The following is a 19926-nucleotide window of genomic DNA, read 5'->3' as shown; positions in this document are numbered from 1 at the left end:
CGCCGCCCGTGCTGGGGACAGTCGGGGACACACCCCTCTACGGTGGAAGATGTGAAGCGCTCCCCCCTCGAACTGGCGGCCCTGGCCGCCGCTGCAGTGCCTGGACTCTCCCCCACCGCCGTCCGGGCCGATCTTGACGACCCCTCGGACTTCGACGCCGTGCTCCTCTTCGGCGAGGACGACCAGCGCTGGCGCGTCCGTTCGCCCCGCCACGAAGAAGCCAGTGCGCGGCTCGAGAGCGAGTTCGCCATTCTCCGGGCTTTCCCGGCCGGCCTGCGTGCCGAGCTGCCGTTCCGGATCCCCACCGTGCTCGGCTGCGTCCGTCGCGGGCCGCTGAGCACCTTCGTGTACACCCATGTCGCCGGGCAGTCGCTCCAGCTGGATCAGCTGGAACGGTCCGGGGATGCGGCGGCGAAGGAGGTGGCCTCCGTGCTCGCGGCCATCCACGCCCTGCCGCAGGACGTGGTGGACCGCGCGGACCTCCCCCGCTACAGCGCCAATGAGTTCCGGCAGCGCCGCCTGAACGAACTGGACCAGGCCGCCACCAGCGGAAAGATCCCCGCCGAACTTCTGCTCCGCTGGGAGCACGCGCTGGAGGACGTGACGCTGTGGCGTTTCAACGCCTCCGTCGTGCACGGCGACCTGCACGAGGACAACCTCCTGTTCGACGACGGCAAAGTCACCGCCGTGACCGGCTGGACCGATCTGCACATCGGCGACCCGGCGGACGACTTCGCCTGGCTCGTCGCCTCCCACGACTCCGCCTTCGTGGACGCCGTGCTGCATCACTACCGCGACGCGCTGCCCGGCCCCGCCGGGCAGGACCCGGACCCCCATCTGCTCCGCCGTGCCGCGCTCTCCGCGGAATTCGCCTTGGCGCAGTACCTCATGAAGGGTCTGGCCAAGAACGACGCCACGGTGATCGCCGAGGCGGAGACCATGCTGTCCGACCTCGCCTCCGATATCCGGGAGAGCGAAGCAGCCGCCCGTGAACTCGAGGAGGCGGAGGAGGCGGCCGCCGAGGCGGAAGCCGCCGAGGAGCACGAACGCCTGGCGTACGAGCGACCGGCACAGGATCGCCCGTCGCAGGATCGGGAAACGAACGGCCCCACCCCCACGACCGGGCCGGGCGCCAAGGTCACCGTGACCTCGCTGTCCGCCGCGTCTGGAGGGGAATCGGTGAACGCCGCCGATGGCGGGTCGGATGACGACGTCGCCGAGGGGAACTCCCCCCGCCTTTCCGTGGTGCCCACTCCGTCCGGCTCCCCGGCCGACCACGCTGCCGATGGCAGTTCCGATGCCGCCGGCGCTGACGGTGACGCCGACGTCGCCTCGGTCCAGGACTCCGAGGGTTCCCCGGAGACCGATGCCGTGGCCGGTTCGGAGACGGCGAACAGCGCAGCCGACGAGAACGCGTCTTCCCCGTCGTCCGAGCACGAGGGGGAACCGGGCGCCTCGCAGGCCGGAGTCGAGACCACGGCCCTGCCGGTCATCAAGCACGAGAGCTGACCGGCTGATCGGACGGTGACGCGCCCGGCTTCGGCCGGAGCGCGTCGCTGACGATCCTCTCGAGTTCTTCCGCTCCCGCCAGGTCGTGGGGCCTGATCTCCTGCCCGTCGGCGACGTAGTAGAACGCTGCCCGGACCATGTCCAGGGGGACCCCCCGCAATCGGGACCATGCCAGGCGGTAGACGGCGAGCTGCACCGACTTCCGCGCCAGGTCCTGGGCGTCTCGCGGGACCCTTCCGGTCTTCCAGTCGACGAGGTCCCAGCCGCCGTCGGCATCGCGGAACACAGCGTCGATCCGTCCACGGACCACCAGGGGTCCCACCGAGGTTTCGACGGGCGCCTCCAGATACGCCGGAGTCCGCTGTGCCCACTCCGAGTCCTTGAACCGGGACACCAGCTCATCCAGTCCCAGCGCGGTGTCGAAGGCGGAATCCTCACTCAGCGGCTCGTCGAGATCCAGCATTCCGGCCTGACCGAAGAACTCCTCCACCCAAGCATGGAACACGGTGCCCTTCCGGGCGGCCTGACCCGGCTCCCGGGGAACGGGACGCCGGAGCCGGCGGGCGACCGCCTCGGAGTCCGTCCCGAGCTCCACCAGAGTGGATGCCGAGATGTGGGCGGGCAGGCGGACTTCGTGCCTCCGGGGCTGCCGCTGCTGGGCCGCGAGCAGGAGTTCGGCGTCCTCCCACCAGATCTCACCCTGCGCCGTGCGGACGGGGCTCTTCCCGTCGCGGCCTTCCGCCGCAGTGCCGGGTCCACCGGTCCGGCTTTCCGGACCCGGCTCCAGAGCGGCGAGCACGGCGTGAGCGGATGCTTCCAGGGCCGCGCGCCGCCCGGGCACCAGGCTCCTGCGCTGCCCGGTGTCGCCGTCGACCGGGCCTTCCAGGGGGTCGTACGGCCACGGGGATCGCCGGGTCTGCGCGGTCAAGGGGTTCGTGTCCGGGATGTCCTCCTCCCCCACGCTGAGGCCGTGAAGCTGGACTTCAGCGAGCTCGTCGTCCTCGGCCAGGGGCAGCAGCTCTGCCAGGAAGTCCGACATCGGCCGGAGAGCCCCGGCCGTGGCGTAGGCATGACTGGACACCCAGAGCAGGTCCTTCGCCCGGGTGTACGCGACATAGGCGAGCCGCCGTTCCTCGCGGACTGCGTGGGCCTTCGCCTCTTCGGCGAACACCTTCGCGCTGCGGGTCCACTCGGCCTGACCCGCCTCCGTGGTGTCCCACAAGGGCAGACTCGCATGATCGCCGCGCAACGGCCACGGCAGGGTGTCGATCTCGGTGTCCCAATGCGCGGCCCGCTCCGAGGGGAAGTCCTTGGTGTTGAGGCCTGGCACGAACACCGCGTCCCATTCCAGACCCTTGGACGCGTGAACGGTCAGGATCTGCACGGCTTCGGGATCGGGTTCCGGGGGCGCTGCCGCCAGCCCGTTCTCCTCACGCGCCGCGGCCTCGAGCCAGGAGAGGAAGGCCAGCAGGTCCACCCGTTCATTGCTGCGGTTGAACTGGAGCACCTGGTCCGTGAAAGCCTCCAGATTCCGGCGCGCGGAATGCAGGCTCCTCCCAGCACGCGCTTCCACTTCGATGTCGAGGAGCATCGCCCGCTCGACTTCGGCGATCAGGTCCACCAGTTCATGACCCAGGTGGCCGCGGAGCCGGCGGAGTTCTTCGGAGAGCCGTTCGAGCCTCTGCTGACCGAGCGGACTGAGCGACCGCCCGGCCGGCGACACCCAGCCGGGTCTGGGCAGGAAGTCGAGTCCCTCGATCAGACTCGAGTCGTCCACCGGGTCAGGGGTCAGCGCGCTGTCGTCATCCAGTTCTTCAGCGTCTTCCCGGATCCGGGCGGACCGGCGACGGGCCAGTTGGGACGACCACTCCTGAAGGGTCATGAGGTCCGCGGGGCCGATCCTCCAACGGGCTCCCGCCATGAGACGCATCAGCTTGTCCGACCGCCCTGGATCGGCCAGAACATGCAGGGTGGCCGTGAGATCCATGATCTCCGGCGTCTCCAGCAGTCCGCCCAGGCCGATGACCTCATACGGGATCCCGCGCAGCTCCAGGGCATCCTGGACCGGCAACATCTGTGACCGCTTGCGGCACAGCACCGCCATCGTGCGGGCGGGCTGGCCCTGAGACCGGAGGGCGAGCACATCGTCGGCGAGCGCCGCCGCCTCACGGTACTGGTCCGCGAAGCGCGCCAGGACGACGGCGCCTGCCGGCGCACCCGGGCGTGGCCGGAGCTCGGGGACGCTCTCGGTCCCGGCAGCACGGGACGAGAGCGGTCCGGCCACACGATTCGCGACTTCCAGGATCCGTTCGCCATTGCGCCAGGCGGTGGTGAGGTAGTCCGTTCCGGACGGTTCCAGACCGCCGTCGGGCCGCCGTCGCGGGAACGCCTCGGTGAAGCGGAAGAGCTGGCCCGCGGAGGCGCCGCGGAAGCCGTAGATCGACTGATTCGGATCGCCGACGGCGGTGACGGCGTGGCCGTCGCCGAACAGTTCCGAGAAGAGCACCATCTGGGCGTGCGAGGTGTCCTGGAACTCGTCCAGAATGACCACTTTGCTGCGGTCCCGCTCGAGCTGCCGGGCCTGCGGGACATCCTGGGCGATCGTCGCGGCCAAGGCCACCAGATCGCCGTAGTCCAGAAGGCCGCGCTGCCGCTTGGCGTCCGCGTAACGGCCCACCATGCGGGCCAGGGCCACCCGGGTGCGGAACTTCGTCTGGAGAGCCCTCGCCGCGGTGTCGGCGGCCCGGCCGGTCACTTTAGGAGGCAGGGCCTCGTAGTGCGCGAGCAGGTCTGCGACCCACTCCTCCACGCTGACACGCTGCGAGGAGCCGGCCAGCGCACCGGGCACCGCAGGACGGAGGTGCTCGGCACACTCGCCCGCGAGCTTCAGAACCCCGTTGACCAGGCTCGACTTCGCTGCCTCGACGTATTCCATCGGGCCGTCGTAGCTCTCCACCACCTGGCTGGCGAGCTGCCAGGCCTGGGCCGGACCCATGAGCGTGACGTCACGCTCGATCCCGAGGCGCAGGCCGAAATCGGAGACGAGAGAATTCGCGTACGAGTGGTAGGTGGAGACCCGTGGTTCGTGCAGCTCGTCCACGGCCAGTTCCACGGGGGCGATACCGAGACGCTGATTGACCTGGGCGAACTGCTGGAGGGCCTTCCGGACCCGATGAGCGAGTTCACCCGCGGCTTTGCGGGTGAACGTGACCCCGAGAACCTCTTCGGGACGGACCAGACCATTGGCGACGAGCCACACCACCCGGTCGGTCATGGTGGCGGTCTTTCCCGACCCCGCGCCCGCGATCACCAGCAGTGGCTCGAGGGGTGCGGAGATGATGCGGGACTGCTCCTCCGTGGGAGTGTTGCCGCCGAGCAGCGCGGCCAGGTCCTCCGGCGAGATGATCGCCGACGTGGTTTCAGTCATTCCGTGACTTGCCTTCCCGAGTGGCACAGCGGGCAGACCTCCGGGGTCTTGCAGCCGCCGAAGGGTGTCCCCGCCGAATCGTGCCGGGCTTCGAATGCGTGACCGGCCATGGCGATGGCCGCCTGGTGGACGAGATCCATCGCCCATCCGTCGTCCGGACCCAGCTCCGGCTGCTGCTGTTCGGTGAACCCCTTGGTGCTGTCACCGAGCTGGACCAGCGCCGCGCCGCCGCTCCGGGAGATGGGCGGGACCACCCGGTTCACGCCGGTCCTCTGGCCAGCGGAGGAGGCATCCTGGACGACACCCGCTTCGAACGCGCCGGCGTTGATGGCCGCCTGATACGTGCCGAGCTGGGCGTGCTGAATGATGTCCTCCTTCCGCGGTTTGGACTTGCCGGTCTTCAGGTCGACCACGTAGGCGCCGCCCCGCGAGTCCACCTCCAAGCGGTCGATCTGGCCCCGGATCCTGGTATGCAGCGTTCGGGCCGTGGTCTCCCCCTCCGGCACGAACTCCAGTGGCTCCTCCAGGTCCACGGTGAAATCAATCTCCACCGCTGCGAGGGACCGTCCTGCGCCCGTGCCTCCTGTGCCCTTCAGGGATGCGACGTAACCGGCGAGCTTGAAGAGCATCAGATCCGCACGCCGGCGGAGGGCGTCGTTCTCCCAGCCTTCCGGCAGCCCCAGTTCCGGCCAGCGTCGGTCCAGCAGCTCCCGATACTCCTCGAGAGTGGCCTCCGGCAGCTCCGCGGCGATGGCATGGATGAGCGTTCCCAGGCTCCTGGCGAAGTCCGTGTGCGCCTCTCCGCCGGCGGCCGGGACGAACCACTCGAGCGGCGATTTGCTGGCCTTCTCCACCTTCGACGGCGAGACCACCACGGTCCCGCCGTCCGGAACGAGATCGTCCTCGGTGCTGGCCGGAGACAGGCCCCACCACTGTGCGGGGTGCGCTCCCGGGACGTCATGCCGGGCGAGGAGCGCGAGCACCTGGGCAGCGTCCTGCGCGACGGCGGTGCGCCCGTCCCGAGGATCCGCGCCCTCCGGCACGGTGGGCTGCGCGTTCGCGTGCGCTTCCTCCGCCGTGCGCCGCAGCTCGGCGACCAGCGAGCGGAGATCCAGGGAACGGATGGCCTGAGTCCCCACCTCGTCCGAGGCCCCGGGGACGGCCAGCTCCAGGAACGCCGAGGAGCGGGATTCCTCGTCCTCCACCGCGGTCAGCACGAGCCGCTCGGAGGCCCTGCTGAGTGCCGCCACGAAGGTCCGGAGCTCATCGGTGCGGATGGCACGGAGCCGCTCGCCGGGACCCTGCTGCACGGCGACCGCAGGACCGTGTTCCATCGCGTCGGCGAGCAAGGTGTTGCCCAGGAGCTCACCGCGCAGCCTGGTGTTCGGCCAGGTCCCCTCCTGAAGCCCGGCGATGAAGACCACCGGCCACTCGCGTCCCGCGGCGCCGGCCGGAGTCAGGACCTCCACCGCTTCCTCCACGGGCGGGCGGGCGGTGAGCGTGTCCATGGGGAGCTCCTGCGCGGTCAGGTAGTCGTAGAACTGCGCCGCACCCGACCCGGGGAACTGGGTGGCGAAGCGCTCCGCGCTTTCGAACAGAGCCATCACGGCGTCCAGGTCGCGATCAGCGCGTGCGCCGGCCGTGCCGGATTCAAGGGCGGTCTCCGCCCACGGGTCGGCAAGGCGGGAGGCCTTCCAGATGGCCCACAGCACGGTCTCCCCGTTGGCCGCCCGCTCCTGCGCCGCTTTCCTGCCGCCCGCCAGCATCCGGGCGATCCTCAGGGCGTGACGGGCCACGAGTCCCATCGTCTCGAGCCAGTCCGGATCCTCCAGAGCCTCCACGAGCAGCTCATCGCTGCCCCGCGTTCCGCCGGCGGTCAGTTCTTCATGACGCAGACGCTGCCGCAGGCGCCGGATGTCCAGGCTCGAGGCCCCGCCGACCCGCGAGGACAGGAGTTCCACGGCTCGTTCAGGGTCCAGGGCGAGCTCTCCCAGGACCACGCCCAGGACGTCCAGCAAAGGCCGAACCGCCAGTTCGTCACGGACGGCCGTCTCCCCGAGAGACACCCGCACGGGGATCCCCTGGGCCAGGAGGAAGCGTTGCACCCGTGAGACTTCCGCACCGTTGCGGACCACCACGGCGAGGTCCTCAAGGCTCTTCTTCCCCTTGAGGTGTTCGGACTTGATCTCCGAGGCGAGGAACCGCAGTTCGTGTCCGCTCCCACGGAACACCGCGCCGGTGACGGGCGCCTTCCGCCAGGAATTCTCAGCTGCGACGGCGTCGCCATCGCTTCCTTGGGCCGTGGGCGCCGCCGTGGTCTCCAGCGTGCGCGCCCAGGAGGCGTCCGCACCGCGGGGCACCCGGGCGGCGGCACGCCGGTACACCTCGGCCAGGGGCGGGGTCAGCCGGTGCGAGGTGGTGAGCTCCAGGTTCAGGGCGCGCCGCCCGTCCGTGCCGGATCCAGCCGTGCCCACTCCGTCCGTGCCGAGCTCCTCCGCGACCCGGGACACCAGGTCCGGGCGCGCGCCACGGAATCCCTGGACCGCGGTGTCCGGGCAGACCGTCGCGATGACGTCCTTCCCCTGCGCGACGTCGAGGAAGAGCTCGTACACCGAGCGGTTGGACTCGTGCAGATCATCCACCAGGATCAGCTGGAGGCGGTCCCGCTCGGCGGCCAGGAATTCCGGCGCCCCGGCGAACACCGATCGCGCGGCGGAGATGATCCCCGCGGGGTCGAAGGCCCCGGCGTTCCGCAGGTCCATGACATCCCGGTACTCACGGTAGAAGCGTGCCGCGGCCAGCCACTCCGGGCGCCCCACCGCCTCGGCGAGCTCCTCCAGGTCCTCCGCGCCGCCGTCGTGCTCGATGAGGCGGTCGAAGAGTTCCCGGACCTCCTGCCGGAAACCGCGGGTGGGCAGGGCGGCTTCCAGGTCGCGGGGCCAGGTGATGCCGGTGCCGGGAGTCTCCCGCGCGCCGTCCAGGAGTTCCTTGATCACCTGGTCCTGTTCGGGTCCGGACAGCAGGCGGGGTGGGCCGTCCAGGGCGACCGCCCCCTCGGCGTGGGCACGGCGGATCACGTCGAAGGCGTAGGCGGCCCAGCTCCGGGCCGGGGTGGTGCCGAGGCTCCTGCCCAGCCGGGCCGTCAGGGAGTCCCGCAGACGAGTGGCCGCCACACGGCTCGGAGCCAGGACGAGGACACGCTCCGGGTCCACCTCGCCGGCATCCACCCGTCGCACGGCGGCTTCCACGAGCGCGGTCGACTTCCCGGTTCCGGGCGCACCCCACAGGATCACGGGTCCGCTCCCCTGCGGGAGATCGACCGCCGCCTGCTGGTCCGCGCTCAGCCGCGGCTGAACACCCGCCACGCGCAGTGGCGGCAGCAAGGTGGGACGCGCGCCACGGGCACCCGTGGCCTGCCTTCCTGAGTTCTCTTCCGTCACGCGAACCATTCCATCACGGTGCTCCGACATTCTTTCCGGACCCGGCACCCTCCTCGGCTTCCGACCGCCGCAGAGCATCGGCGAGGGCATCCATCAGCAGGAAGTCCTCTTCACGGGGCGCCCAGCGCGCTGCCGGGAAGTCCACTCGCCAGCGGCCCTCCCCGGTCCGCGCGAAGTCCTCCACCTGGCCCCGGAGCGGAGTCCCCTCCTCCCGGTACCGCCGGAAGGCCTCCGGTTCATGGCCGCTCGGGGCCTCTCCGCTGGCCCGCAGCACACGCCACCAGCTGAGGCCCTCCGAGTGCCTCGCCATGATCGCGCCGATCTGACGCGGACCGCCCTGCCCGAGCAGATCGGAGATGTCGCTGTACGCCACCGCAGTGCCCCGGGGCACCATGGCCACGATCCGCCGGACCGCATCGATGTATTCCTGCCGCATGTTCCTCAGCGTAGAGGGCCGCGTCCGACCTGCCCTGCCCTGAACGCCGCATGTGGACAATTCCGTCGGCCGGTCCAGGTAGCGTTGAGGCATGAGCAGCACGCAGCGGAACGAGAGCATCTGGAACGCGGGTCCCCGCGCGGCCTTCGACGTCGAGACCACCGGAAAGAACTCCCGCGCGGCCCGGATCGTCACCGCCTCGCTCATCGTCGTGGACGCGAAGGGCGACGTTCTGCAGGAACACGAGTGGCTCGCGGATCCCGGTGTCGAGATCCCCGCCGAAGCCGCCGAGGTGCACGGCATCACCACCGCCAAGGCGCGAGCCGAAGGCCGGCCGGCCGCCGCCGTCGTGCTCGAACTCCGCAACACCATCCAGGAGCTGTTCGACGCCGGCACGCCGGTCATGGCTTTCAACGCCAACTACGACTTCACGGTCCTCGCCGCCGAATGCGCCCGCCACGGCATTCCGCAGGTCACGCGCTTCCCCGTGCTGGACCCGTTCATCATCAACAAGCAAGTGGACCGGTACCGGAAGGGGACCCGGACCCTCGGGGCGCTCTGCGAAGAGTATGGCGTCCGCCTGGACAACGCCCACACCTCCGCCGCTGATGCCCTGGCCACGGTGCGGCTGCTGGACGCGATGGCGCAGAAGTTCCCCAAGATCGTGATGCCGACGGCGTCCCTGCACCGGCTGCAGATCGAATGGGCCGCGGCTCAGGCCGCCGATTTCCAGCAGTACCTCCGCCGGACGAAGCCGACCGCCGTGATCGAAGGCGAGTGGCCGGTCCTGCCTCCCGAAGAGCCCGAGCGCGGCGGTTTCTGACTCCCCTCGCCCCCCCGACGACGGACCGTGGCCGTCGACGTCGTCGTGGCGGGCTGGCCCTGCCGCCCTTGACACCCGCGCCCGGTGAGATCAAGGTCACAGCGCGGCGTGATCCGGCCCGCAGTCCAGTGCTTCTGAGATAGCCCCCTCTCACCACCGCTTTCCCAGCGTATCTTCAGCTTAAGTTGCAGAAAATTCGGTGAAATCAAGTCAACTCCGAATGTTACGCCTTCATGAAGCCGACAATCGCACCGTGCCATACTTAAATTCATTCTTCGGCTCGCGCCGGGTGGCACCATCAGAACCCCTTCGCGCGGGCCGTTTCGACGACCGGAACCCCCGGAGTCCGCACGGATCATCTTCCGCGAACGGACCGGGCCAGGCCACGAGAGAAAGCACCACACCCTTGAAACTGACCGGAAAACTCCTGAAGACCGGCGCCGTCGCGGCCGTCCTCTCCCTGTCCCTCGCCGCGTGCGGCGGGACCTCGGGCCCGGCCAGCGGCGGTGCCTCCACGGATGCCCTCGCAGGCGCTCAGACGCCGGACAAGTACACGACGGCGGACGTGACCCCCCTCGACAAGATCGAGAAGGACAAGCTCGGCCTCCTGACCCCGGGCGTCCTGAAGGTCGGCACCCTGTCCGACGCCCCGCCGAGCATCTACATCGACAAGTCCGGCAACTTCACCGGCTTCGACAACGAGCTGCTCCGCGCCATGGGCGCCAAGCTCGGCCTCAAGGTCGAGTTCGCCTCCACCAAGTTCCAGAGCCTGCTTGCCCAGGTCAAGAACAAGCAGTTCGACGTCGGGTCCTCCTCCATCTCCACCACGGACGCCCGTCGCAAGACCGTCGGCTTCACCAACGGTTACGACTTCGGCTTCATGGCCCTCGTCTCCAAGACGGACAGCAAGGTCAAGGCCATCTCGGAGCTCAAGGAAGGCGTCCGCGTCGGCGTCGTCCAGGGCACGGTCCAGGACGACATGGTCACCAACCAGCTCAAGCTCGATCCGGTCCGTTACCCGGACTACAACACCGCCTACGCGAACGTGAAGAGCGGTCAGATCGACGCCTGGCTGGCCCCGTCCCAGCAGGCCGAAGGCCAGATCAAGGAAGGCGACGGCACCAAGATCCAGGAGAAGAAGGTCGCCACTCAGAACTTCTCCGCCTACGCCGTGGCCAAGGACAACCAGCCGCTGACCGACGCCCTGAACTCCGCCCTCGACGCCGTGATCGCCGATGGCACCTGGACCAAGCTCGTGAAGCAGTGGTTCCCGGAGCGCAAGACCGACGCCGAGCGTCTGCCGGACGGCTGGAAGCCGGGCAGCAAGGCCGTCAAGGTCCCCGCCGACAAGTAACGGCTGACCGCAGGTCACGTCGCTGTGAACACCGCCCCTCAAGCCTGGGCCCTTCGGGGTCCAGGCTTGAGCGGCTGATACCGAAGGAGTCATATGGACGCCTGGAGCCGCCTTGCGGACACCTTTCTGAACTGGGACTACATCGCTGAGGTTCTGCCCACGATGTTCTCCTACGGCTTGCTGAACACGATCGTCCTGGCTGTCAGCTCGGCACTGATCGGCATGGTCCTCGGCATCCTGCTGGCCCTGATGGGCATCTCCCGGAACCCCGTGGCCCGGTGGATCGCCCGCATCTACACCGACGTCTTCCGCGGCCTGCCCGCGGTGCTGGTCATCCTGGTGATCGGCCTGGGCTTCGGCCCGATCTTCAAGGACCTCACGGGTCTCTCGAGCCCGTACCCCATGGCGATCATCGCCCTCGGCCTGATGGCCGCCGCGTACACCGGCGAGATCTTCCGTTCCGGCATCCAGAGCGTGGACAAGGGACAGCTGGAGGCCGCCCGCGCGCTCGGCTTCGGCTACGGCTCGTCCATGCGCTCGATCGTGGTGCCGCAGGGCATCCGCCGCGTGCTGCCGGCCCTGATGAACCAGTTCATCTCGCTCATCAAGGACTCCTCCCTCGTCTTCACCCTGGGGCTCATGTCCCGTGAGCGCGAGCTGTTCCAGATCGGCCAGGACTTCGCCGCGAACAACGGCAACCAGTCGCCGCTGGTCGCCGCCGCCATCTTCTACCTGGTGCTGACCATCCCCCTGACGCACCTGGTCAACTACCTCGACAACCGCCTGCGCACCGGCAAGGCCCAGAAGGCCGAGCCGGATGAGGCCGCAGCCGTCATCGGGAAGGGATCCCACGCATGAGCCAGTTCGAATCCGGTTCCCTGACGGGCAAGAACCTCCACCTCGCCTTCGGCAGCAACAAGGTGCTCCGCGGCATCGACCTCCATGTCGAGAAGGGCACGGCAGCCTCGGTCATCGGCCCGTCCGGCTCGGGCAAGTCGACGCTGCTGCGCGTCATGAACCGCCTGATCGAGCCCGATCAGGGTGACATCCTGCTGGACGGCCGCTCGGTGCTCAAGGACAATCCCGACGAGCTGCGCCGCCGCATCGGCATGGTGTTCCAGCAGTTCAACCTGTTCCCCCACAAGTCGGTGGGCGAGAACGTCGCGTTCGCCCTGCGCAAGCTCCGCAAGCTGCCCAAGGACCAGGCCTGGACCGAGGCTCTGGCACAGCTCGACAAGGTCGGGCTGAAGCACAAGGCGGAGGTGCGTCCCGCCACCCTGTCCGGCGGGCAGCAGCAGCGCGTCGCGATCGCCCGCGCCCTCGCCATGCAGCCCGAGGTCATGTTCTTCGACGAGGCCACCTCGGCCCTGGACCCGGAACTCGTCAAGGGCGTGCTGGCCCTCATGACGGACCTGGCGAAGGACGGCATGACCATGGTGGTCGTCACCCACGAGATGGGCTTCTCCCGCAACGTCTCCAACCAGGTGGTGTTCATGGACGGCGGCGTGGTGGTCGAGAACGGGTCCCCGGACCAGCTCTTCACCGACCCGCAGACCGACCGTCTGAAGACCTTCCTCTCGGACGTGCTCTGACGCCCTCCCCGTTCGCGAGGGAACAGGTGAGGCCCCCATCCGGCTCGGGTGGGGGCCTCACCTGTTCCCTCGCGGGGTCAAGGGCACGACGACGGCGGCGGCGAACCGCGCGCGGGTCACAGCGGCAGGACGCCGGCGCCCTTCAGATCCCGCATGACGATCGTGGAACTGAGCTTGGCCACCCCGGGCAAGGCGGCGAGATGGGTGTCGTAGAGGGTCTGGAAGCCGGCCAGATCGGTGGCCACGCACTTCAGGAGATAGTCGGGATCCCCGAACAGCCGGTACGCCTCGACGATCTGCTCCTCCGCCACCACGGCGTCCTCGAACGCCCGGATCGTCTCCTGGGACGTCTCCCGGAGCGTGACGAACACGAGGGCCCCGAATCCGAGTCCGACGCTCTGCAGATCCACCTCGGCACGGTAGCCGCGGATGACGCCGTCGGCCTCCAGATCCTTGAGCCGTCGATGGCACGGCGCCACGGTCAGCCCGACCTCCGCGGCCAGCGCGGTGGCCGTCATCCGGCCGTCCTTCTGGAGGCTGCGCAAAATACTTCTGTCAATGGCGTCGATCACGAGAAGAATCTATCGCACATCCAGCGAATCCGCCGCAAAGTCGCGAGCACTTCTCGCGGAGATTTCCCTAGTCTTGCGCCATGGACTTCTCGCCGTTCCTGGGCTTCGCAGGCATCTCCCTGGCCCTCGTCATGACTCCGGGCGCCGACTGGGCCTACACCATCGCCGCCGGCCTCCGCCGCTCCTCCCCGGTTCCGTCCGTGGCGGGCCTCTGCACGGGCTACGTCCTCCACACCGCCCTCGTCACGGCCGGTCTCGGGGTGCTCCTGGCGGCCCGGCCGGATCTCGTGTCCTGGCTGTCCATCGCGGGGGCCTTCTACCTCGCCTGGCTGGGTCTGAGCACGCTGCGGTCGTGGCGTTCGGCACGGATCGAGTCGACCGGCCCGGCCTCCTCGGGCGACCTTCCGACCCTGGACCAGAACGCGGGAACCCTGCAGTCCACGCCGACGGCCGAGCGTCCACGCCGCGGGCGGGAGTTCCTGGTGGGGCTGGGCACCAGCGGCATCAATCCCAAGGGCGTGCTCCTCTTCGCCGCGGTCATGCCGCAGTTCGTGACGCTGAGTTCACCCCTGCCGGTGGCCGCGCAGACGACCGTCATGGGCCTGTCTCACGTCCTGATCTGCGTGCTCGTCTACGGGGCAGTGGCGTTCGCCGCCCGCCGTCTGCTCCGGAGCCGCCCCGGGCTGGCCCGCACGGTCACGCTGGGCAGCGGATTGCTCATGCTCCTGATCTCCGTCGCTCTCCTCGTCGAGCAGGGCGGGCACCTGCTCGCCTGAGGCCGCTCCCCCCGCCCCGGCCGTCCGGGTCAGGACGCGGACTTGGTCCGCACGACGAGCTGAGCGGCCGCCTCGGCCTTCGACCGGAAGGCGGGATCGGCCTCGGCCCTGGCCACGACGGCATCCAGCATCCGGCTCGCGGTCCAGCTGTTGGCACACACCAGGAGCGACCCGCCGGCATTGAAGAACCCGATCGCGCGGTCCTCGACGCTCAGCGAGGACAGCTGCTTCGCCTCGCAAAGGTCGTCCGACACGACGGCCCCTTGGAATCCGAGATCCTGACGCAGCATGCCCTGGATGATCACCGGGGACATCGGCGCCATCCGGGCCGGATCGATACGGTCGTAGTAGGCGTTGGACAGCATCACCCACTGGACTCCTGACTGGACGGCCTGGCGGAACGGCTGAAGGGAGGGGTCATTCCGCGTGGTGACGGTGTCGTGCACATCGGCGGCGACGTCGGTGTTGGCGGTGACCCGGCCGAGCCCTGGGAAGTGCTTCACCACGGGGTCCACACCGGCCGAGCTCATCCCCTGGGCGAAGGCGTTTCCTGATGCCGCGACCGTCGCCGGATCGAGACCGAAATTGCGCTGATAGTGGCCGATCGGGATGTTCTGCGGCGCGAAATCGGCCGAGGGCACCACGTCCAGCACGGGTGCCAGATCCATCGTCATCCCGGCCGACCTCAGTTCGCTCCCCCATTGCCGGGCGGCCGACCGGAGATCGGCGGGAGCCCATTGCCCCTGCTGCAAGGCGCTCGGAATCGCACTGAACCCCGGTCCGCGCAGCACCTGCACCTGCCCGCCCTCCTGGTCGGTGGCGACGGCGGGCGGAATGACGGCCTGCGACGACTGGACGGCGGCGCGCAGCTGAGCGACCACGGATGCCGTCGCATCGACGCCGCCGGAGGTCCTGCCATTCAGATAGAAATTCCCCACGCCGCCCTGGAGAGACGCCGCGGTCGCCCCGAGGTTACTGCCGTCCGCTTTGGCCGAGACGAGGAACAACTGGCCCATCCGCTGGCGCAGGCTGAGCGACGCCAGGCCGGTGGGCGGCTTGGCGGGGCTGGTCCGGGGCGTGGCGGACGACGGCGCCGGGCTCGGAGTGCTGCGCGTCGGTGTGGGCGTGGGCGTCGGAGTGGGGGCCGCCGAGCGGGTCGGCGACGGCCCAGTCGTGGCGCCGGCGCTCCCGGACGCCGTCGACGATCCCGGTGGAGTCACCGGCTGCGCCTGGCACGCGCAGCCGGTGAGCACGCAGCCGGAAAGAACCAGGAACAGGGCGGTGATGCCCGCTCCTCGGGCTTTTCTCAGGCTGCGCGCGCCCATGGTGAGTCCTGTGATCAAGCCCCCGCGGCTGCCTTGGCCGCGGCGGGAAGTGCGGTGAAGATGCGGTCCATGGCGGCGTCGTCGTGGGCGGCGGACAGGAACCAGGCCTCGAAGACGCTCGGCGGCAGGTAGACGCCGGAGTCGAGCATGGAGTGGAAGAACGGCGCGTAGCGGTGCGCTTCCTGGGCCTGAGCCTGGGCGTAGTCGTGGACGCCGGTGGCGGAGGTTCCGAAGGCCACCGAGAAGAGGTTCCCGGCGCGCTGGATGGAGTGGTCCACCCCTTCGGCGTCCAGGGCGGCCGAGAGGGCCGTGGACAGTTCCAGCGAACGGGCGTCCACCGTGGCGTACACCTCAGGCGTCGCGTGGGTCAGCGTGGCGACGCCGGCCGCCATCGCGACCGGGTTACCGGACAAGGTGCCCGCCTGGTAGACGGGGCCCAGGGGAGCGAGGTGGTCCATGACCTCGGCGCGGCCACCCAGCGCCGCGGTCGGCAGGCCACCGCCGATCACCTTGCCGAAGGTGAAGAGGTCGGGAGCCCAGCCCTCGGTGGCGCCGGTCAGGCCCCAGTAGCCGGCCCAGCCGGTGCGGAAGCCCGTGAGGACCTCGTCCAGGATGAGCAGGGCGCCGTTGGCCTCGGTGATCCGGCGCAGGCCCGCATTGAAGCCCTCGCCCGGGGTGACGACGCCCATGTTCGCGGGCGCGGCCTCCGTGATGACCGCGGCGATGCGGCCCGGGTGAGTGGCGAAGGCGGCTTCGACGGCCGTGAGGTCGTTGTACGGAAGCACCAGGGTCTGCGACGCCGTGGCCTCGGTGACGCCCGCGCTGCCCGGCATCGCGAGGGTGGCCAGGCCTGAGCCGGCCGCGGCGAGGAGCGAGTCCACGTGGCCGTGGTAGCAGCCGGCGAACTTGATGACGAGTTCACGGCCGGTGAAGCCGCGGGCGAGGCGGATGGCGGTCATGGTCGCCTCGGTGCCGGTCGAGACCATGCGGATGCGCTCGACGGCGGGGACGCGCTGCATGACCAGTTCGGCCAGGCGTCCCTCATCCTCCGTGGATGCTCCGAAGGAGAGGCCGCGGTCCACGGCCTGGTGCACGGCGTCCAGGACGGCGGGGTGCGCGTGGCCCAGAAGGGCGGGGCCCCAGGAGCAGACGAGGTCGACGTATTCCTGGCCGTCGGCGTCGTACAGGTAGGCGCCCTTCGCACCCGCCATGAACCGAGGAGTGCCGCCGACCGAGCCGAACGCCCGGACGGGCGAATTCACCCCACCGGGCATGAGTTGCTGGGCACGGGCAAAGAGCTCTTCGGAGTGGGTCATGAGTCCATTCTCCCACTCCGGGAGGGCTTGACGCACGTTCAGGAGACCCCTGGACCCGGCCGCCCCAGGAGCATTTCGCGCTCCTCCGCCATCCTGCTCCGGATGGCCGAGACGACCGCCGCGACGGCGGGCTGGCGGAGCGCGTCGGCTCGCACCACCATCCAGTACGGGAGCTGTTCGCTGAACCGCTCCGGAAGGAGCCGGACCAGGTCCGGGTGCCGGTCCGCCATGAAACACGGCAGGAAGCCGATGCCCGCCCCGGCCCGCGTGGCCTCGACGTGGACGAACACGTTGGTGGACGTCAGGGCGTCCCGCATCTGCGGCGCGAGCCGGCGCGGCGCGTCCAGGTCGTCCACCTGCAGCATCGAGTCCACGAAGTACACCAGGCCGTGCCGGGCGAAATCCTCCTCGCACTCCGGTGTCCCGTGCCGAGCCAGATAGTCGCGGGACGCGTACATGCCGAGCGTGTAGGCGCCGAGCGGGATGGCCTCCGCCCGGTGCACCTGCGGTTCGCCGACCACTACCTCGATGTCGACTCCGGAGCGCTGCTGCTGAGCACGGCGGGTCACGGTGACGAGCTCCACCGCGAGACCCGGATGCGTCCTGCGCAGCGCCGCGACCGCTGGCGAGGCGATGTAGGCGCTGAAGCCGTCCGTCGCAGTCATCCGGACCACCCCGGCCACCGGGTCCTCCGCCTCGGGCCCCAGCCGCGCGACGGCGTCGGCCACCTGGGACGCGACGCCCACCGCCCGCTCCCCCAGCGGCGTGAGCTCCCAGCCGCCGGCCGACCGGACCAGGACACGGCCGCCGGCCGACCGGACCAGGACACGGCCGCCGAGCGATTTCTCCAGGGCGGCGATCTTGCGGGCCACGGTGGTGTGGTTCAGGCCCAGGGCTCCGGCGGCCACGGTGAACCGTCCGGAGCGGGAGACCTCCAGGAGGACCAGCAGTTGATCCGGCGAGGGTGACGGCGTCGTCATGGGCACCACCTTAGACCCGCCGCCCGCCACGTGCTGTGCGATTTTGCACATGCGTGGTGCGGCACTGGTCATTGATGCGGCAAATTCGCGCAGCAATACTGGCAGAGATCCAGTGATGCGCATCACAACGCGGTGGTGCCGGCGCACTGCAGACACCGGAGGAACTCCATGAGCACCAGAGAACAACCCGCCGAAGCGGCCGCCGACCGTCCGCTCCTGACCCGCATCGTCTCCGCCTCCATGGCCGGGACCGTGGTGGAGTGGTACGACTTCTTCCTCTACGCCACGGCGTCCACCATCGTCTTCAACAAGATCCTGCTGCCGAAGATGGGCAACGAGTACGACGCCATCATCGCGGCATTCATCACCTACGCCGTCGGCTTCATCGCGCGGCCCCTGGGCGGCGTGGTCTTCGGTCATCTCGGCGACCGCGTCGGCCGGAAGCAGACCCTGCAGATCACCATCATGATGATCGGGGTCGCGACCGTCCTGATGGGCTGCCTCCCGAGCTACCAGCAGATCGGCGTATGGGCGCCCATCCTCCTGGTGGCGCTCCGCTTCATCCAGGGCCTCGCGCTGGGCGGCGAATGGGGTGGCGCGGTGCTCCTGGTGGCCGAACACGCCCCCGACGGTCAGCGTGCGTTCTGGTCCTCCTGGCCCCAGGCCGCGGTGCCGCTCGGCAACGTCCTCGCCACCCTGGTCCTCTGGATCATGACCTCGGTCCTGGCGCCGCCGGAGTTCCTGGCGTGGGGCTGGCGCGTCGCGTTCTGGCTGTCCGCGGTGGTGGTCCTGGTCGGGTATTACATCCGCACCCGGATCACGGACGCCCCGGTGTTCCAGGAGGCCAAGGCGGAGATGGACCGCGAGAAGAACGCCGGGTTCGGCGTCTGGGAGGTCCTGCGCAAATACCCCCGCGGTGTGCTCGTGGGGATGGGCCTGCGCTTCGCGGAGAACATCCTGTACTACCTCGTGGTGACGTTCTCGATCGTGTACCTCGGGACGGCCCTCAAGGTGAACACGGCGGAGATCCTGGGCATGATCGCCGTGGCGCACGTGTGCCACTTCATCGCGATCCCGCTCGTGGGGCGCCTCGCCGACCGCGTCGGACGGCGGCCCGTCTACCTCGCCGGCGCGATCCTCGGCGGCACCTGGGGCTTTTGGGCGTTCCCCGCCTTCGGGACGCGGACCACGTGGATCGTGCTGTTGACGATCATCGTCGGCCTGCTGTTCCACTCCCTGATGTACGCCGCGCAGCCGGCCATCATGGCGGAGATGTTCCCCACCCGGATGCGGTACTCGGGGGTCTCCATCGCCTATCAGGTGACCTCGATCGTGGCGGGCTCGCTCGCGCCGGTCCTGGCCACCGAGTGGCTCAAGAGCACCGGCTCCTGGTGGCCTACCGCCGCGTACCTCGCCGTGGCCGGCGTCATCACCCTGGTGGCGGCACTGTGTCTGCGCGAGACGCGCGGGATCTCCCTGAGGGCCCTCGACGCCGGAGCCGCGCCGGGCCGCGGGGCCTCCGCCGCCGTCGTCGGACATCCGAAGGAGTCCCTGCGATGAGCGCGGACCGGCAGCGGAAGGCGCTCGTCACGGGAGGAGCGTCGGGGATCGGGGCCGCCGTGGCGGCGGCCCTGGCGGACTCCGGGCTGCACGTGGTGGTGGCGGACCTCGACGGCGACGCCGCGGAGGAGGTCGCCGCCCGGATCGGCGGGGAGGCGTGGGCCGTCGACCTCCTGAACACCGCCCCGCTGGAGACCCTGAAGCTGGACTGCGACGTCCTGGTCAACAACGCCGGGTTCCAGAAGGTCGCGCCGATCACCGAGTTCGACCCGGACACCTTCCGGCGGATCCAGCGGCTCATGGTGGAGGCGCCGTTCCTCCTGATCCGGGCCGCGCTCCCCGGGATGTGCCGCCGGGGCTGGGGGCGGATCATCAACATCAGCTCGGTGCACGGCCTGCGGGCGTCGCCGTTCAAGAGCGCTTATGTGACCGCCAAGCACGCGCTGGAGGGGCTGTCGAAGGCCACCGCCCTCGAAGGCGCGGCGCACGGCGTCACCTCGAACTGCCTGAATCCCGGCTATGTCCGGACCCCGCTGGTCGAGCGCCAGATCGCGGACCAGGCCGCCGCGCACGGCATCACCCCCTCCGAGGTGCTGGAGAAGGTGATGCTGACCGAGATGGCGGTCAAACGCCTCGTGGAACCGGAGGAGGTCGCCTCGCTCGCGCGCTTCCTCGCCTCCGACGACGCCGCCATGGTCACCGGGGCCAGCTACACGATGGACGGCGGCTGGTCGGCGCGCTGACGTCGGCGTTGATCTCCCCCGCGAGAACGGGCATGCCCCGGCGCCGAAGCGCCGGGGCATGCCCGTGGTCAGG

The 19926-nt window shown here is 69.7% G+C and carries 15 protein-coding genes; 8 read left to right on the top strand and 7 right to left on the bottom strand.

What is annotated here, in order from left to right:
- The first annotated feature begins 51 nt into the window (after positions 1-51).
- Positions 52-1509 (top strand): phosphotransferase, encoded by a 1458-nt coding sequence (locus BLV63_RS07055; RefSeq protein WP_074784111.1) that lies wholly within the window; start codon positions 52-54, stop codon positions 1507-1509.
- On the opposite strand, the gene BLV63_RS07050 is transcribed toward BLV63_RS07055, so the two are convergent.
- The 3 genes from BLV63_RS07050 to BLV63_RS07040 are packed head-to-tail and all read right to left on the bottom strand — an operon-like array spanning position 1493 to position 8812.
- Positions 1493-4936, bottom strand: a complete 3444-nt coding sequence (locus BLV63_RS07050) for an ATP-dependent helicase (RefSeq protein ID WP_066211139.1) — start codon at positions 4934-4936, stop codon at positions 1493-1495. The genes BLV63_RS07055 and BLV63_RS07050 overlap by 17 nt on opposite strands.
- Positions 4933-8376, bottom strand: coding sequence for an ATP-dependent helicase (locus tag BLV63_RS07045; RefSeq protein ID WP_254780502.1), 3444 nt, complete (start codon positions 8374-8376; stop codon positions 4933-4935). Before BLV63_RS07045 ends, BLV63_RS07050 begins: the two co-directional genes overlap by 4 nt.
- 13 nt (positions 8377-8389) lie before the next feature.
- Positions 8390-8812 carry an MGMT family protein gene (locus BLV63_RS07040; RefSeq protein WP_066211140.1) on the bottom strand — a complete coding sequence of 141 codons (423 nt, stop codon included), beginning with the start codon at positions 8810-8812 and terminating at the stop codon, positions 8390-8392.
- 91 nt (positions 8813-8903) lie between these two features.
- Here BLV63_RS07040 and BLV63_RS07035 point away from each other — a divergent pair, with 91 nt between their 5' ends.
- From BLV63_RS07035 to BLV63_RS07020, 4 genes are all read left to right on the top strand, one after another.
- Positions 8904-9635, top strand: coding sequence for a 3'-5' exonuclease (locus BLV63_RS07035; protein ID WP_066211141.1), 732 nt, complete (start codon positions 8904-8906; stop codon positions 9633-9635).
- A gap of 406 nt (positions 9636-10041) precedes the next feature.
- Complete coding sequence (locus BLV63_RS18785) at positions 10042-10989, top strand: ABC transporter substrate-binding protein (protein WP_066211143.1); 948 nt, start codon at positions 10042-10044, stop codon at positions 10987-10989.
- A 93-nt stretch (positions 10990-11082) separates the two neighbouring features.
- Positions 11083-11847: an amino acid ABC transporter permease gene (locus BLV63_RS18780; RefSeq protein WP_066211145.1), complete on the top strand. Its 765-nt coding sequence runs from the start codon at positions 11083-11085 to the stop codon at positions 11845-11847.
- Positions 11844-12581, top strand: a complete 738-nt coding sequence (locus BLV63_RS07020; protein ID WP_066211147.1) for an amino acid ABC transporter ATP-binding protein — start codon at positions 11844-11846, stop codon at positions 12579-12581. Before BLV63_RS18780 ends, BLV63_RS07020 begins: the two co-directional genes overlap by 4 nt.
- Before the next feature lie 116 nt (positions 12582-12697).
- Here the strand turns inward: BLV63_RS07020 and BLV63_RS07015 are convergent, their stop codons facing one another.
- Positions 12698-13153 (bottom strand): Lrp/AsnC family transcriptional regulator, encoded by a 456-nt coding sequence (locus BLV63_RS07015; RefSeq protein WP_082724012.1) that lies wholly within the window; start codon positions 13151-13153, stop codon positions 12698-12700.
- 80 nt (positions 13154-13233) lie between these two features.
- On the opposite strand from BLV63_RS07015, the gene BLV63_RS07010 reads away from it, so the two are divergent.
- Positions 13234-13929, top strand: a complete 696-nt coding sequence (locus tag BLV63_RS07010) for a LysE family translocator (protein WP_066211151.1) — start codon at positions 13234-13236, stop codon at positions 13927-13929.
- Between the two features lie 29 nt (positions 13930-13958).
- Here BLV63_RS07010 and BLV63_RS07005 read toward each other — a convergent pair whose 3' ends face one another.
- Genes BLV63_RS07005 through BLV63_RS06995 form a run of 3 tightly spaced genes read right to left on the bottom strand, consistent with a single transcriptional unit; the run spans position 13959 to position 17550 of the window.
- Positions 13959-15254, bottom strand: coding sequence for a glycoside hydrolase family 3 N-terminal domain-containing protein (locus BLV63_RS07005; protein WP_254780500.1), 1296 nt, complete (start codon positions 15252-15254; stop codon positions 13959-13961).
- Between the two features lie 14 nt (positions 15255-15268).
- Complete coding sequence (gene hemL, locus BLV63_RS07000; protein WP_066211158.1) at positions 15269-16570, bottom strand: glutamate-1-semialdehyde 2,1-aminomutase; 1302 nt, start codon at positions 16568-16570, stop codon at positions 15269-15271.
- A gap of 38 nt (positions 16571-16608) precedes the next feature.
- The gene (locus BLV63_RS06995; protein WP_066211978.1) at positions 16609-17550 is read right to left on the bottom strand and encodes a LysR family transcriptional regulator; all 942 of its coding nucleotides are present in this window, start codon (positions 17548-17550) and stop codon (positions 16609-16611) included.
- Between the two features lie 168 nt (positions 17551-17718).
- Here BLV63_RS06995 and BLV63_RS06990 point away from each other — a divergent pair, with 168 nt between their 5' ends.
- Both BLV63_RS06990 and BLV63_RS06985 read left to right on the top strand, forming a co-directional pair.
- Complete coding sequence (locus BLV63_RS06990) at positions 17719-19110, top strand: MFS transporter (RefSeq protein ID WP_066211160.1); 1392 nt, start codon at positions 17719-17721, stop codon at positions 19108-19110.
- Positions 19107-19853: a 3-hydroxybutyrate dehydrogenase gene (locus tag BLV63_RS06985; RefSeq protein ID WP_066211161.1), complete on the top strand. Its 747-nt coding sequence runs from the start codon at positions 19107-19109 to the stop codon at positions 19851-19853. The genes BLV63_RS06990 and BLV63_RS06985 overlap by 4 nt, the downstream gene beginning before the upstream one ends.
- Positions 19854-19926 lie beyond the last annotated feature (73 nt).

This window comes from Arthrobacter woluwensis (genome assembly GCF_900105345.1).
Taxonomy (GTDB): domain Bacteria; phylum Actinomycetota; class Actinomycetes; order Actinomycetales; family Micrococcaceae; genus Arthrobacter_E; species Arthrobacter_E woluwensis.
The sequence above is the reverse complement of the archived record's forward strand: the minus strand, read 5'-3'. Positions and strand labels throughout refer to the sequence as shown.